Source organism: Thiomicrorhabdus sp. Kp2 (genome assembly GCF_000478585.1).
Classification (GTDB): domain Bacteria; phylum Pseudomonadota; class Gammaproteobacteria; order Thiomicrospirales; family Thiomicrospiraceae; genus Thiomicrorhabdus.
Window position 1 is genome coordinate 1,939,763 of the sequence record NZ_ARWI01000001.1, and the last position, 14,693, is coordinate 1,954,455.

The window sequence follows — 14,693 nt, forward strand, 5'->3', positions numbered from 1 at the left end:
AACTTTAGAATTTATTTACAGTGGAAAACACTGCAAGTTCTTTAAAAATTTGGAATAGATCTCTCGATTGAGATTTTAAATACAAGCTCTACTTATTGAGTAATCAATAGGCATTGTAGTTGGTTTAAGACTCAATCAATGAGAAGCCCACCTCTCAGCCGACAATTTGAGAGGTGGGTGTGGCAAGTATCCCTTCCAGGTGCTTGTCACGCAAACTGGATAATTTTTAAGCTTAGGCTTAAGAGTTATCAAGTATAGGTAAAATATATAATTGAGAATACTCAAGCGTATATCATGACAGCGAAAAACTTTTAGTTACGTACACTCATCAGACCTTATAAACAGAAACAAGTTCATTCAATGGTATAGCTACCAGAACTTGCGGAGTTAACAAAAGGCATAAGGTTATTTTTGAGTTGTATAGTTAAGTGACTAAGCGTACACGGTGGATGCCTAGGCAGAAGAAGGCGATGAAGGACGTAGTAACTTGCGATAAGCCACGGGGAGTCAGTAAACATGCATTGATCCGTGGATTTCCGAATGGGAAAACCCATCCATTTATGGATATCCTGCTTGCAGGAGGCTAACCCGGGGAACTGAAACATCTAAGTACCCGGAGGAAAAGAAATCAACCGAGATTCCCTAAGTAGCGGCGAGCGAACGGGGACCAGCCCTTAAGCATTTATAAGATTAGTAGAATAGTCTGGAAAGTCTAACGATACAAGGTGATAGTCCTGTATACGAAAATCTTTTAAGTGTGAAATCGAGTAGGACGGGACACGAGAAATCCTGTTTGAACATGGGGGGACCACCCTTCAAGGCTAAATACTCTCTTCTGACCGATAGTGAACCAGTACCGTGAGGGAAAGGCGAAAAGAACCCCTGAAGGGGAGTGAAATAGAACCTGAAACCGTGTACGTACAAGCAGTAGGAGCAGACTTGTTCTGTGACTGCGTACCTTTTGTATAATGGGTCAGCGACTTACATTATGTAGCGAGATTAACCGAATAGGGGAGTCGTAGGGAAACCGAGTCTTAAATGGGCGTTTAGTTGCATGGTGTAGACCCGAAACCGGGCGATCTATCCATGGCCAGGTTGAAGGTGCCGTAACAGGTACTGGAGGACCGAACCCACGTATGTTGAAAAATGCGGGGATGAGCTGTGGATCGGAGTGAAAGGCTAATCAAGCCCGGAGATAGCTGGTTCTCCTCGAAAACTATTTAGGTAGTGCCTCATGTCTTACTGTTGGGGGTAGAGCACTGTTATGGTCTAGCGGTCCGTCAAGGATTAGCAGCCCATTGCAAACTCCGAATACCAACAAGTACAATCATGGGAGACAGACTGCGGGTGCTAACGTCCGTAGTCAAGAGGGAAACAACCCAGACCGCCATCTAAGGTCCCTAAATATTACTAAGTGGGAAAGGATGTGGGAAGGCTCAGACAGTCAGGAGGTTGGCTTAGAAGCAGCCACCCTTTAAAGAAAGCGTAATAGCTCACTGATCGAGTCGGCCTGCGCCGAAGATTTAACGGGGCTAAGTAATATACCGAAGATGCGGATGCCATTTATGGCATGGTAGAGGAGCGTTCTGTAAGCCTGCGAAGGGGCATTGTAAAGTGTCCTGGAGGTATCAGAAGTGCGAATGCTGACATGAGTAGCGATAAAGGGAGTGAAAAGCTCCCTCGCCGAAAGACCAAGGTTTCCTACGCAACGTTAATCGACGTAGGGTTAGTCGACCCCTAAGACGAGGCCGAGAGGCGTAGTCGATGGGAAGCAGGTTAATATTCCTGCACTTTTTATTACTGCGATGGAGGGACGGAGTAGGCTAGATCAGCTTGGCGATGGTTGTCCAAGTTTAAGGATGTAGGCATGTATCTTAGGTAAATCCGGGATACTTTATGCTGAGACCTGATGACGAGTCCTCTTTTGGACGAAGTGATTGATGCCATGCTTCCAAGAAAAGCTTCTAAGCTTCAGGTAATAAAGAATCGTACCCCAAACCAACACAGGTGGTCAGGATGAGAATTCTAAGGCGCTTGAGAGAACTCGGGTGAAGGAACTAGGCAAAATGGTACCGTAACTTCGGGAGAAGGTACGCCCCCTTAGGTGAAAGACTTGCTCTGTAAGCTTTCGGGGGTTGCAATAAAATGGTGGCTGCAACTGTTTACTAAAAACATAGCACTGTGCAAAATCGAAAGATGACGTATACGGTGTGACGCCTGCCCGGTGCCGGAAGGTTAATTGATGGGGTTAGCTTAGGCGAAGCTCTTGATCGAAGCCCCGGTAAACGGCGGCCGTAACTATAACGGTCCTAAGGTAGCGAAATTCCTTGTCGGGTAAGTTCCGACCTGCACGAATGGCGTAATGATGGCCACACTGTCTCCACCCGAGACTCAGCGAAATTGAAATCGCAGTTAAGATGCTGCGTACCCGCGGCTAGACGGAAAGACCCCGTGAACCTTTACTACAGCTTTGCACTGGACTTTGATACTATCTGTGTAGGATAGGTGGGAGGCTTTGAAGCAGTAACGCCAGTTATTGTGGAGCCAATCTTGAAATACCACCCTGATATTATTGAGGTTCTAACCTAGGCCAGTGAATCCTGGTCAGGGACAGTGTATGGTGGGTAGTTTGACTGGGGCGGTCTCCTCCTAAAGAGTAACGGAGGAGCGCGAAGGTACCCTCAGCACGGTCGGACATCGTGCAATGAGCGCAAGAGTAAAAGGGTGCTTGACTGCGAGACTGACACGTCGAGCAGGTGCGAAAGCAGGTTCTAGTGATCCGGTGGTTCTGTGTGGAAGGGCCATCGCTCAACGGATAAAAGGTACTCCGGGGATAACAGGCTGATACCGCCCAAGAGTTCATATCGACGGCGGTGTTTGGCACCTCGATGTCGGCTCATCACATCCTGGGGCTGAAGTCGGTCCCAAGGGTATGGCTGTTCGCCATTTAAAGTGGTACGCGAGCTGGGTTTAGAACGTCGTGAGACAGTTCGGTCCCTATCTGCCGTGGGCGTTGGAAATTTGAGGGAGGCTGCTCCTAGTACGAGAGGACCGGAGTGGACGAACCGCTGGTGTTCGGGTTGTTATGCCAATAGCATTGCCCGGTAGCTACGTTCGGAAAGGATAACCGCTGAAAGCATCTAAGCGGGAAACCTGTCCCAAGATTAGATTTCCCTAGACTTTAAGTCTTCTGAAGGGCCGTTAGAGACTATGACGTTGATAGGCAAGGTGTGGAAGTGCAGTAATGTATGAAGCTAACTTGTACTAATTACCCGTGAGGCTTAACTATACAACTCAAAAGTAACTTTTGTTAAAGTGAAGTAGAGTAACGTAACTAAGAGTTTAAGAGTGGTTATGGTATACCTTGAGTGTTCGAGATTATAGAAAAACCAAATTTATAAAATCTCAAAGAGATCTATTTCAAAGAATTTTACGTGGTTGATACTAATCAGCCCGTAACACCAAATTGCTTGGTGACAATAGCAAGATGGAACCACCTGATCCCTTTCCGAACTCAGAAGTGAAACGTCTTAGCGCCGATGGTAGTGTGGGAGGTCCCATGTGAGAGTAGGTCATTGCCAAGCTTATATCCTAAAACCCGTTATATCTTCGATATAGCGGGTTTTTTTTTGCCCAAATTTTTAACAGACAGCTTGTGCTTTGTTGTTGGTAAATACCGAGTCTATTTTTATATGTTTTTATTTTTTTTCGTAAAGTAATACTAGGTATTTAGAGTGAATATAGTGCTGTTTTTTAAGGGCTATCGTGTATCATATTGGCTACTTTGCAGTATGTAAATACTGTTTCTATTTAACGTTATATCTGATTTTAAGATCTTTTGGTTAGTTAATTTTATGAATAAGCTCTTCTTGGACATTGGTAATAGTTTTATAAAATGGGCAACTGTTATTAACGATTCATACGTACTTCACGAAGCTATCTCTTTTGATGAAATTGAAAAGAGAGGTTTGGCATTTTTTGAAATTGACGGTATTCCAGATGTGGTTTATTTTTCTGCAGTTGGGGATGCTCATCGCATTGAATTACTTAAAAGATCGATTCAAACGGCTTGGCAGATTTTTCCAATACAACTATCTTCACAAAAAGAGTGCTGTGATTTAACCTCTGGTTATGATGATTTTAGTCAACTCGGTGATGACCGTTGGTTTGCCATGCTCGGAGCAGTTGGTATTTACCGTGATCCCGTTATTGTTGCTGATGCTGGAACAGCTTTGACTATCGATGCTATTATGAATGGTAAGCATTTAGGTGGGTTTATTGTTCCTGGTTTGCATACAATGCGAAGCTCCTTGGCACTCAATACAAATGATTTACCACTCTTTGAGGATGCTAAAGAATTAGGTAATGATTACCGAACACAGATTTTAGCTACTAATACGGCTGATGGTATATTGGGTGGTACTCTTTATATGACAGCTTCATTTATTAATCAGGTCGTGCTAGACCTTAATAGCCAGCTACAAACCCGTTTTAAACTCATTATAACAGGTGGTGAATCTCTGAAGATTTCCAGCTTAATTGACTATGATTTTGACTATATACCTGACCTGGTTCTACAAGGAATGGTTAATGTTGAAGAAAGTGTAAAAAAATAGAAAATAATTGAAAAAAGATATTGACGAAATTTTAAATGCCCTTATAATACGCAGCAACTTCAGCCGACATAGCACAATTGGTAGTGCAACTGATTTGTAATCAGTAGGTTTCAAGTTCAAGTCTTGATGTCGGCACCATATTTTAAAGCCCGTAATTTATAGTGAATTACGGGCTTTTTTGTTATATAAACTCGAATTGTACTGTGCTTTAACGAACTGTTATAATGCAGGATATTTGATATTGAAATTGGTAAGCCGAATGGAACAACAGTCTAGTTACACAAAAGAAGAACTTTTATCGAGTGGTCGTGGAGAACTCTTTGGCCCTGGTAATGCCCAATTACCTCTTCCTCCGATGTTAATGATGGATCGTATTACTCATATCTCTGAAGAAGGCGGTGCTTACGGAAAAGGTCAGATTAGAGCAGAACTAGATATTACTGAGGATCTATGGTTTTTTGAATGCCATTTCAATGAAGACCCTGTTATGCCTGGGTGTTTAGGTTTAGATGCCATGTGGCAATTAATTGGTTTTTTCCTTGGTTGGACTGGTGGGCCTGGTCGTGGAAGAGCATTGGGTTCGGGTGAAGTCAAATTCTATGGCCAAGTTTTACCTACAGCAAAAAAAGTAGAATATGTCATTGATATGAAACGAGTCATCAAACGTAAACTTTATATGGGTTTAGGTGATGCTAAAATGTTTGTTGATGGACGCGAAATTTATAGTGCATCTGACCTTAAGGTTGGCCTATTCACAAATACGGATAGTTTTTAATTATGAAAAGAGTTGTTATTACAGGTTTAGGTATTGTTTCTAGTTTAGGTAACAATGCTGAAGAAGTTTCAGATTCACTTTATGAAGGTAAGTCTGGAATAGTGTTTGCCCCTGAATATGCTGAAAATGGTATGCGTTCGCAAGTGCACGGTGCCATTAAGAATTTAGAATTTAAAGACCATATAGATCGTAAGCAGTTACGTTTTATGGGTGACGCAGCTGCGTATTCATATATTGCTATGCAACAAGCTGTAACAGATTCTGGCTTAACAGAAGATCAAATTTCTAACCCTAGAACAGGCCTTATTGCTGGTTCAGGTGGTGGTTCAAACTCTAACTCTACTCAGGCGGTTGAAATCGCGCGTGAGAAGGGAGTAAAACGCGTTGGTCCATACATGGTGACCCGTACTATGGGTTCAACAGTATCGGCCTGTTTAGCAACACCTTTTAAAATTAAAGGTATCAACTATTCAATCAGTTCAGCTTGTTCAACTTCTGCACACTGTATTGGTACAGCTGTTGAGCAAATCCAACTTGGTAAACAAGACGTAGTCTTTGCAGGTGGTGGTGAAGAGCTACACTGGACAATGTCCGTTATGTTTGATGCAATGGGTGCGCTCTCTTCTAAATACAATGATTCTCCAGAAAAAGCATCTCGTGCCTATGATGCAGACCGTGATGGTTTTGTAATTGCGGGCGGCGGCGGAATGGTTGTTGTTGAGGAATTAGAACATGCTTTAGCTCGTGGAGCTAAAATTTACGCTGAAATTACTGGTTATGGTGCGAACTCTGATGGCTACGATATGGTAGCTCCATCTGGAGAGGGTGCAGTACGTTGTATGCAGATGGCATTAGCAACTGTTGATGGTGATGTTGATTACATTAACCCTCATGGAACATCTACTCCAGTAGGTGATACAAAAGAAGCCGCGGCAATTCGTGAAGTATTTGGCGCTAAAGTGCCTAAAATCAGTTCAACTAAATCCATGTCTGGTCACTCTTTGGGTGCAGCTGGTGTTCATGAGTTTATTTATAGCTTATTAATGTTAGAAAAAGATTTTATCTGTCCTTCAATCAATATTGAAAACTTAGATCCAGAGTGTGAAGGTATGCCTATCGTTACAGAGCGTATTGATAATGCAGGGTTGAACCGTATTATGAGTAACAGTTTTGGATTTGGTGGTACAAACGCTTCAGTGGTATTTGAACGTTATAAAGCCTAATTAACACGATTTAGAATAACCAGGCCTGGTAAATACCCTTTGTATTTACTCATTTAGAGCACGAGTTATTTTAAACACGGGTTATTTTAAAAATATATAAAAAACCGAGTTGGATTTTTCTTTCTCGGTTTTTTTTATATTTAAAATATTAAGCCTATCATTTTCTATAATCAGGGCTTCTCTGATTAACATCTACGGTCTTGCTTTTTATACATTCTTGCTCGGTCAGAAACTTTTTTTGCGACTTTAAGCAACCAATCCTTTTTTAAATAGGTGCGTCTTGAGTAGCCACCTTGTCCTTCGTGGTAAGCAAGGTACAGCTTGTAAGTGTCTTTACGCGAAATCTTCAGGCGTTTATAAGATTGGTAGTTATACCATCCAATAAAATCCATTGAATCTTCAATATCTGAACGTGAAGCTCCCCAATTACCTGTCGCTTTCATATAGTCATGCCAGGTACCGTCCTTTGCTTGAGAGTAACCATATGCAGAAGATTTTCTAGGTAATGGAATCATGCCTAATGCATATTCTCTTTTAGGTTGAGCATTGGGTTTAAAACGCGACTCTTGATGGACCATTGCCATCAGCACATGTGGCGGAGTTCCCCATTTTCTATAGGATTTCTCAGCAGCCTCTTGCCAGTCATCGTCATGGTCATAGATCGAGCAGACATTGTTAAATGTTTTTTTAGGTGGCGGAGTACTACTGCAACCCGTTAATGTAGCAATAATTAAACTGAGTACAATCAGGGTTAAGCGTTTAAGGCTTGTCATTTTTTATTCCATAGTAAAACTGTTTACGGTAAATTACATTTTGGTTTTCGTCTAAAACCTCTAAATACCACTTGCCTTGCCAAGCGCTACTGAGTTTTTTTGAAGACCATGTTCTAAATTTATCACTTTGAATATTTAATTCAACCGTTGCCATGACTTGATTATCCGTTCGCCAACGGTGAAAGATTGTTTTACCCTTTGCTTCAGTAACCTCTGTAAAGAAATAAACGGTACGGATATATTTAGGAACTACTTCACTCAGAGGGTTAACAGGGGTTCTATTTTCGATAGACTCACTCAGTTGAGAAAAAGTTATCTTTATTTTACTGTCAATAATTGGTTCAAGAGGGATGGCCTCAAGAGTCGTAAAGTTTTGCTTAGTTTGAGCTAGGTCTTGACGCTGTTCATTAGAGAGAAGGCTAAGTTGAGGTAACGTTTTATGAACGGCTTTAGTCTCGCTAGGTAACTCTGTGGGTGAGTTTTGCTGCACTGTTAAGGTATGTGTACCTTCAATAATGGCCTGTTGCTGAGCTTTTTCTGCTTCAATATTGTAAATCATGAGTTTGGCGGTACCAATGCCACCTAAAACCATAAAGACAAACCATATAAAGCGTTTACGCCACTCGGGTTTATTCGCCTGTGCATTGGCTAAACTGACATCTTCAAGTGCCTGTTCCCAACCTTGTTGAAAATAGTCACGCATGCCCATGTCTCGGCGAATGCTGCTAGGCATACTTGTGACCCTTTTGCCCTCAATCGCCATTCGATAGCCTATCTTAAAGGCATATTGAAAATCGATATTATCGGTGTCGGGCATTTGCATAAATTAACTCAAAAGAATCAGTTACTTTGTGACTGGTCAAATAGGGCTTCAGTAAAACTTTTGCTGTCAAATGCGCGTAAATCATCGATTGATTCACCCACACCAATAAAGCGAATTGGGATTTGACGTTGTTCAGCTAGGGCAAAAACAATTCCCCCTTTTGCAGTACCATCGAGCTTGGTTAAGGTAATGCCTGAAACATCCACCGCTTCTTGGAATTGCTGTGCTTGGTTAAGAGCGTTTTGCCCAGTACCCGCATCAATCACCAACATAACCTCGTGAGGTGCGGTTTCATCAACTTTGGCGATAACACGTTTTACCTTTTTTAACTCTTCCATTAAGTTGGATTGCGTGTGCAGGCGTCCAGCAGTATCCGCAATTAATACATCAATATTCTTTGCTTTAGCAGATTGAATGGCATCAAAAATAACCGCCGCCGAGTCGGCACCTGTTTTTTGAGCCATGACTGGGACATTGTTGCGCTCTCCCCACGTTTGTAACTGTTCTACCGCTGCAGCTCGGAAGGTATCGCCAGCGGCTAACATCACGGATTTTCCTTCAAGCTGATATTTTTTAGCTAACTTACCAATGGTTGTGGTTTTTCCTACACCGTTAATACCGACCATTAAAATAACAAAAGGCCCAGATTGTTTGGCTAAGTGCGTATCAATGTCTAAAGGTTGAGACATTGGGTCTATAATCTCTTGCAATTGTATTTTGAGCGCATTAATAAGTGCTTCGGGATCTTTAAGCTCTTTGCGAGATACTTGTTCTGTTAGGTTTTTAATGATTCTATCGGTCGCATCAATCCCTACATCCGCAGTCAGTAGAATCATTTCTAAATCATCTAGCAGATCTTCATCAATCTCTTTGCGGCCTAATACCAGGCCTGCCAAACTCTCGGTAAAACTTTGGCGAGTTTTGCTTAAACCATTTTTAAGACGAGTGAAGAATCCCATTTTTTTCTGTTCGGGTTCTTTCGCAATATCTATATCCGTTGATTCTTCTGTCGTTGGTTTTGCTTTGGTTTCATCAACGGGTTTTTCAACGGTCATCTCTTCGAAATCAGCCGCTTGCTCTGCAATAGGCGCTGTTTCAGTTCTAGCCGTTTCTGCTTGCGAAGCAGTGGAACTTTGTTCAGTGCTTTCTTGTGGCTGTTCAGTCTCTTTTACAGGCTGTTCTTCTTGTTGGAGTTTATCAAGATTTTGACTGGCTTCTTCAGCGTTAATGTCTGAAGCTTCTTCATTTTTTTTGTTGCGGCGCAAAAAGCTAAACATGCGTATTTCCTAAAACCAAATAGCGGTATTTGGTATTCATTATTTGTCTGTTTTATAAGGGCTAACAGAGGTAAATCCAAGTTATATTCATACTTGGATAAAAAACTATCGTTATTATAAATGAATTCATAAACAGTTTGGCTTAACCAGGGCGTTAATGTTAATTGGTTTGCCACAAAAATAATCAACCAGGCCTGGTAAGCTTAAATAGTTTTTGTAGAATAGCTAATTCAAAATTCAAATCAGACAATCTAAAGGAAACTTCAATATGGCAACCACAAGCTTAGCAAGTAAATTAGCAACGGTAATGTTGTTTGCTGCCGTAAGTTTACCCAGCGCAGCAAAAGTAACCGAATTTACCCTAGATAACCACATGAAAGTGGTGGTAAAAGAGGATCATCGTGCACCTGTTGTGGTTCATCAGGTTTGGTATCGTGTGGGTTCTCATTTTGAGCATAGCGGTAAAACGGGTATCTCACACATGCTTGAACACATGATGTTTAAGGGTACAGAGAAGCTCAAGCCTGGCGAGTTTTCTAAAATCGTTTCTAAGATGGGGGGGCAAGAAAACGCCTTTACCTCTACCGATTACACCGCTTATTATCAGGTGATTGGTAAACAACATCTTGCTGAGGTGATGCGTTTAGAAGCCGACCGTATGCGTAATATTGTTTTGACCGATGAAGAGTTTATCAAAGAACGAGATGTGGTCACTGAAGAGCGTAGATGGCGTACAGAGGATAAGCCATCAGGTAAGTTGTATGAGCAATTTAAAGCCATGGCCTTTATGAACAGTCCAGCACATCACCCCGTTATTGGTTGGATGCCAGATATTCGCAGTTGGACAGCAGAAGATGCACGTAGTTGGTATCAGCGTTGGTATGCTCCTAATAATGCCACATTGGTTGTGGTGGGCGATGTAAACCCGCAAGAGGTGTATGAGCTTGCCCAAAAACATTATGGCAAAAATAAACCTGAAAAGATTGAACCGCCCAAACCTCAGGTTGAGCTTGAACAAGAAGGCCCCAGACGTTTAACCCTAAAAGGCGCGACGAAAGCACCGAGTATATTAATGGGTTTTCATGCGCCAACTTTGGTGACGGCAAAGACAGAGGCTGAAAAGCAAGAGGTATTTGCTTTGGAGGTGTTGAGCTCTATTTTAGATGGTGATGATTCGTCACGATTAACCAAAGAGCTTATTCGTAAACAGCAATTAGTTGCTAGTGCTGGAGCGGGTTATGACGGTACAGACCGATTGACCACCTTGTTTATGTTTAGTGCAACCCCATCAGAAGGGGTTACACCAGAAAAAGCCGAAAAGGGCATTTGGCAAGAGATTAAAAAACTGCAAACTGAACTCATCACAAACGCTGAACTTGAAAGAGTGTTAGCACAATCAGAAGCACAATATATCTATCATCAGGACTCGATTCAGTCTCAAGCAAATGTATTAGGTTCATTAATCAGCGTGGGCTTGCCTGCGGATACTTTGGATAACTGGGTAGAGTCTTTGCGTAAAGTCACTCCACAACAAGTTCAAGCGGTTGCCAAAAAATATCTGCAAGAAGATAAAGTAACCGTTGCGACTTTATTGCCAAATGGTCAAGAAGAGAAGAAAATGCGTGGCGCAGTTGGGCATGCAGGAGATATTCACTAATGAACATATTGAAATTACATTCTAGTTATTCGGTTTCTCAATTAAGCTTACAGGCCTGGTTGTTTGTAACCTTTTTTATCATGAGTTTTTCAGCATTGGCCAATGTCAAAATTGAGAGTTGGTATACCGAAAATGGCGCCAAAGTTATGTACGTTGAAGCCAAACAACTGCCCATGCTTGATATTGAAATGACCTTTGATGCAGGGTCAGCACGTGATGGTAAAGTATGGGGATTAGCCTCAATGACTTCAGGTTTGTTGGGTACTACAACATCTAAGCTAAATGAAGAGCAAGTATCAGAAACCTTTAACGCCATTGGTGCGCAAATTGGTTCGGGTGTGACCAAGAACAGTGCCTCTATCTCATTGCGTACCTTAACGCGACCACAAATTATGCAAACTGCGTTAACCACCTTTGAAAGTTTGGTGAGTGACACACAGTTTAGCCAGGATATTTTTGACCGTGAAATACAGCGTTTAAAAGTAGGCTTAAAACAAAAAGCCTTTAAACCGCAAGTCATTTCAAATGATAAGTTATGGGAAACCTTATACGCCAACCATCCATATGGACATCCAACATCTGGAACGCTTGATTCGGTTGAACAGATTGATATCGCTAAAATTAAAGCCTTTTATAAACAGTTTTATGTGGCTTCTAATGCGGTTGTTTCCATTGTCGGAAATGTGGATAAAGCAAAGGCTAAGGCCATCGCTAATCAGCTCACGGCAAACTTACCTAAAGGCACTAAACCACCAGGCCTGGTAACGCCAAAATTAGAGCATCAGCAGGAAACCATTAAAATCGATTTTGACTCTACTCAAACCTATTATTCACTTGCACAACTTGGTATTGAACGCGGTAACCCTGATTATGTACCGTTGTTTGTGGGCAATCACCTATTTGGCGGTGCAGGATTCGGTTCTTTATTAATGGAAGAGGTGCGAGAAAAACGCGGTTTGGTCTATAGTGTATACAGCTACTTTGCGCCACAAAAAGTCACAGGGCCTTTTTTAATCGGTTTATCTACCAAAAACGCCTCGGCTTTAGAAGCCGATAAGGTGGTGAGAGAAACGTTGGATGCTTTCTTAAAAGATTTTTCAGAAGAGAAGCTACAAGCGATTAAAGATAATTTAATTGGTGGTTGGCCACTTAGAATGGATAACAATGGCAAAATTCTAGGTTATATCTCAATGATTGGTTTTTACGATTTACCTTTAGACTATTTGGATACTTTTCCAAAATTAATCAAGCAAGTAACAAAACAGGATGTTTTGCAGGCCTGGCAAAAGCATATTAAGCCAGATCATATGCTTGAAATTATGGTGGGAAAACCGCGCTAAACCATTTATTGAGTGAGCTTAGTTTCATAGCAAACGGCGTACAAGTTAGCCTTTAAATACTCTTTAATTGGCTAACGGCACGCCGTTTTCTATTTTACGTCAATCAGTTTAGATTGATTAATCGCCTTAATTCCCTCTTTTTCGCTCACTTGCTCTAAAAGGGAAGTGGGTTTCCAAATGCTGATATTAACAGTTTGCTTAACGTAATAATTCTGTCCAGCTTCGGTGTCGATCCACATATTATTTTTATTGGCTGTCAATGAGCTTATAACATGTCGGCCTGGCTCTACAGTCCAAACATAAAAACTATTTGCGGTAACTTCTCCAGCGATTTTTTTATCTAGAGCAATGGGAACCCCCGTTATCGAGCTAAAAGGTTCGGTTTGATATACATAGATTTTTGATTTTGTAGCGTTAGGTTTAAAATTCTTAGCTAGGCTATCCGCATCATCTGAAGCAATCGGAACAGTATTACAAGCGGTGAGAAATATAACAGATAATATAAGTGGTAGAATAAGATACGTTTTCATAGAAGACCTCCGTTTGAATAAATCCTATTAAATGCGTTTTTAACTTTAAGGTAAAGAAATAATGGCTCAGATTGGACAAATAAACCAATTAAAAATAGTAAAAGAAGTTGAATTTGGGCTCTATTTAGATGGTGGCGATTTAGGCGAGATTTTACTGCCTGCGCGGTATGTTCCAGCTAAAGCCCAGGTTGGTCAAATGATTGATGCGTTTATTCATTTAGACTCACAAGATCGTTTAGTGGCGACTACTGACAAACCATTAGCTCAAATTGGTGAAGTGGCTTATTTAAAGGTTAGTGATGTAAACCGCACAGGTGCTTTTCTTGATTGGGGAATGCCAAAAGATTTATTAGTGCCTTATGCCGAACAGCGTGTACCAATGGAAAAAGGGCGCTTTTACTGTGTTTATCTCTATATAGACAAAAGTGGACGCATTGCCGCTTCTAGTAAATTGAGCCTTCATCTTAAAGAGACCAATGACAACTTTAAAAGCGGTCAGCCCGTTAAACTCATGGTGGTGAGTCGTAGTAATATGGGCTATACCGCATTAATTGATGGTACTCATTTAGGTTTAATTCATAACTCAGATATTTTACAGCCTTTAAGAATGGGGCAAAAAATGCAAGGTTATATTAAAGGGATTCGCCCAGACCATCGAATCAATCTAACCCTACAAAAGCGAGGGCAAGAGGCGCAAGATGAACTTGGTTTAATGATTCTTGCTGTTTTAGAAGCCAATGATGGCGTTTCAGAGTTAACCGACAAAAGTACACCACAACAAATTTTTGACCGTTATCGAGTGAGTAAAGCCAGTTATAAAAAAGCGTTAGGTCGTTTGTTATCCGCTAAAAAGATTACGATTACACCTGAAAAAATCACTCTAAATCATTAAAAAATAAATCTAATGTCTCACAATAGTCGTAAACCACGCCCCAAAACCAATAAAGTTGCCAGGCCTGGTAACTTAAAACAATCATCCGCAGGTGAAGTAAGAATTATTGGCGGTAATTTCAGAGGTCGAAAACTGCCCGTGCTTAATGCCGAAGGGCTTCGCCCCACTTCAGATCGAGTCAAAGAGACGCTGTTTAATTGGTTACAGTTTGAGATTGCTGGTGCAAGCTGTTTGGATGTGTTTGCGGGTTCAGGCGCTTTGTCTTTTGAAGCCATTTCACGTGGAGCAAAACAGGCCACATTGTTAGAGCTCAATAAACAAAATGCCAAGCAATTGCAACAGAATCTTAAAGCCCTAGCTGTTTCAAATGCGGTTGTTGAACAGATCGATAGTTTGCAGTGGTTAAATAAGCCCTGTGAACAAGCCTATGATTTGGTTTTTTTAGACCCTCCTTTTCATAAAGAATTAATGCAAACAGCGGTCGATTTATTGTTTGAAAATGGCTATTTGAGTGACCAGGCCTGGCTATATCTAGAACAGGAAAAGCAGTTGGATTGGCCAATTTTGCCCGAAGGTTGGGTTAATTATCGTGAAAAAAACACTTCCCAAGTTAAATTTGGTTTATTTAAAAAAGACGTTAAATAAGACTCTAAATTAAAGTTTAGATAAAAGATTAGGCAGCGTTTTTAAGTGAGCTTTATATAAGAGCCCAGGCCAACGTAATTATTTACCAGCGAAGAGCTGGTTTTTTTATGCTTTGGCTTCACGTAGAATAGAGCCAACTTTA

Annotated in this window: 11 protein-coding genes, 1 tRNA gene and 2 rRNA genes; 10 read left to right on the plus strand and 4 right to left on the minus strand. The window is 41.3% G+C overall.

Annotated elements, in window-relative coordinates; all coding sequences use genetic code 11:
- Positions 1-422: 422 nt before the first annotated feature.
- The 6 genes from A379_RS08785 to fabB all read left to right on the plus strand — a co-directional run bounded on the left by A379_RS08785 (position 423) and on the right by fabB (position 6,614).
- A 23S ribosomal RNA gene (locus A379_RS08785) occupies positions 423-3,289 on the plus strand.
- A gap of 180 nt (positions 3,290-3,469) precedes the next feature.
- Positions 3,470-3,584, plus strand: a 5S ribosomal RNA gene (gene rrf, locus A379_RS08790).
- A gap of 270 nt (positions 3,585-3,854) precedes the next feature.
- Positions 3,855-4,616 (plus strand): type III pantothenate kinase, encoded by a 762-nt coding sequence (locus A379_RS08795; RefSeq protein WP_040727549.1) that lies wholly within the window; start codon positions 3,855-3,857, stop codon positions 4,614-4,616.
- Between the two features lie 62 nt (positions 4,617-4,678).
- Positions 4,679-4,754, plus strand: a tRNA-Thr gene (locus tag A379_RS08800).
- Positions 4,755-4,875: 121 nt separating this feature from the next.
- Positions 4,876-5,391: a 3-hydroxyacyl-[acyl-carrier-protein] dehydratase FabA gene (gene fabA, locus A379_RS08805; RefSeq protein ID WP_040727550.1), complete on the plus strand. Its 516-nt coding sequence runs from the start codon at positions 4,876-4,878 to the stop codon at positions 5,389-5,391.
- A gap of 2 nt (positions 5,392-5,393) precedes the next feature.
- Positions 5,394-6,614 carry a beta-ketoacyl-ACP synthase I gene (fabB, locus tag A379_RS08810; RefSeq protein ID WP_040727552.1) on the plus strand — a complete coding sequence of 407 codons (1,221 nt, stop codon included), beginning with the start codon at positions 5,394-5,396 and terminating at the stop codon, positions 6,612-6,614.
- Positions 6,615-6,799: 185 nt separating this feature from the next.
- Here the strand turns inward: fabB and A379_RS08815 are convergent, their stop codons facing one another.
- Genes A379_RS08815 through ftsY form a run of 3 tightly spaced genes read right to left on the minus strand, consistent with a single transcriptional unit; the run spans position 6,800 to position 9,487 of the window.
- A complete protein-coding gene (locus A379_RS08815; RefSeq protein ID WP_040727554.1) occupies positions 6,800-7,387 on the minus strand; it encodes a transglycosylase SLT domain-containing protein in 588 nt (195 codons plus the stop codon).
- Positions 7,374-8,210, minus strand: coding sequence for a DUF2914 domain-containing protein (locus tag A379_RS12785; RefSeq protein ID WP_051145122.1), 837 nt, complete (start codon positions 8,208-8,210; stop codon positions 7,374-7,376). Before A379_RS12785 ends, A379_RS08815 begins: the two co-directional genes overlap by 14 nt.
- Positions 8,211-8,227: 17 nt before the next feature.
- Positions 8,228-9,487: a signal recognition particle-docking protein FtsY gene (gene ftsY, locus A379_RS08825; RefSeq protein WP_040727555.1), complete on the minus strand. Its 1,260-nt coding sequence runs from the start codon at positions 9,485-9,487 to the stop codon at positions 8,228-8,230.
- 268 nt (positions 9,488-9,755) lie between these two features.
- Between ftsY and A379_RS08830 the strand changes: the two genes are divergently transcribed.
- Positions 9,756-11,144, plus strand: coding sequence for a pitrilysin family protein (locus A379_RS08830; RefSeq protein ID WP_040727556.1), 1,389 nt, complete (start codon positions 9,756-9,758; stop codon positions 11,142-11,144).
- On the plus strand, positions 11,144-12,484 hold the full coding sequence (locus tag A379_RS08835; RefSeq protein WP_040727558.1) for a pitrilysin family protein: 1,341 nt from the start codon (positions 11,144-11,146) through the stop codon (positions 12,482-12,484). The genes A379_RS08830 and A379_RS08835 overlap by 1 nt, the downstream gene beginning before the upstream one ends.
- An 89-nt stretch (positions 12,485-12,573) precedes the next feature.
- Here A379_RS08835 and A379_RS08840 read toward each other — a convergent pair whose 3' ends face one another.
- Complete coding sequence (locus A379_RS08840; RefSeq protein WP_040727560.1) at positions 12,574-13,014, minus strand: DUF2846 domain-containing protein; 441 nt, start codon at positions 13,012-13,014, stop codon at positions 12,574-12,576.
- Positions 13,015-13,075: 61 nt separating this feature from the next.
- Here A379_RS08840 and A379_RS08845 point away from each other — a divergent pair, with 61 nt between their 5' ends.
- Together A379_RS08845 and rsmD are read left to right on the plus strand one after the other, a co-directional pair.
- The gene (locus A379_RS08845) at positions 13,076-13,906 is read left to right on the plus strand and encodes a S1 RNA-binding domain-containing protein (RefSeq protein WP_040727561.1); all 831 of its coding nucleotides are present in this window, start codon (positions 13,076-13,078) and stop codon (positions 13,904-13,906) included.
- 12 nt (positions 13,907-13,918) lie between these two features.
- The gene (gene rsmD / locus A379_RS08850) at positions 13,919-14,551 is read left to right on the plus strand and encodes a 16S rRNA (guanine(966)-N(2))-methyltransferase RsmD (RefSeq protein ID WP_040727562.1); all 633 of its coding nucleotides are present in this window, start codon (positions 13,919-13,921) and stop codon (positions 14,549-14,551) included.
- The last annotated feature ends 142 nt before the right edge of the window (positions 14,552-14,693 follow it).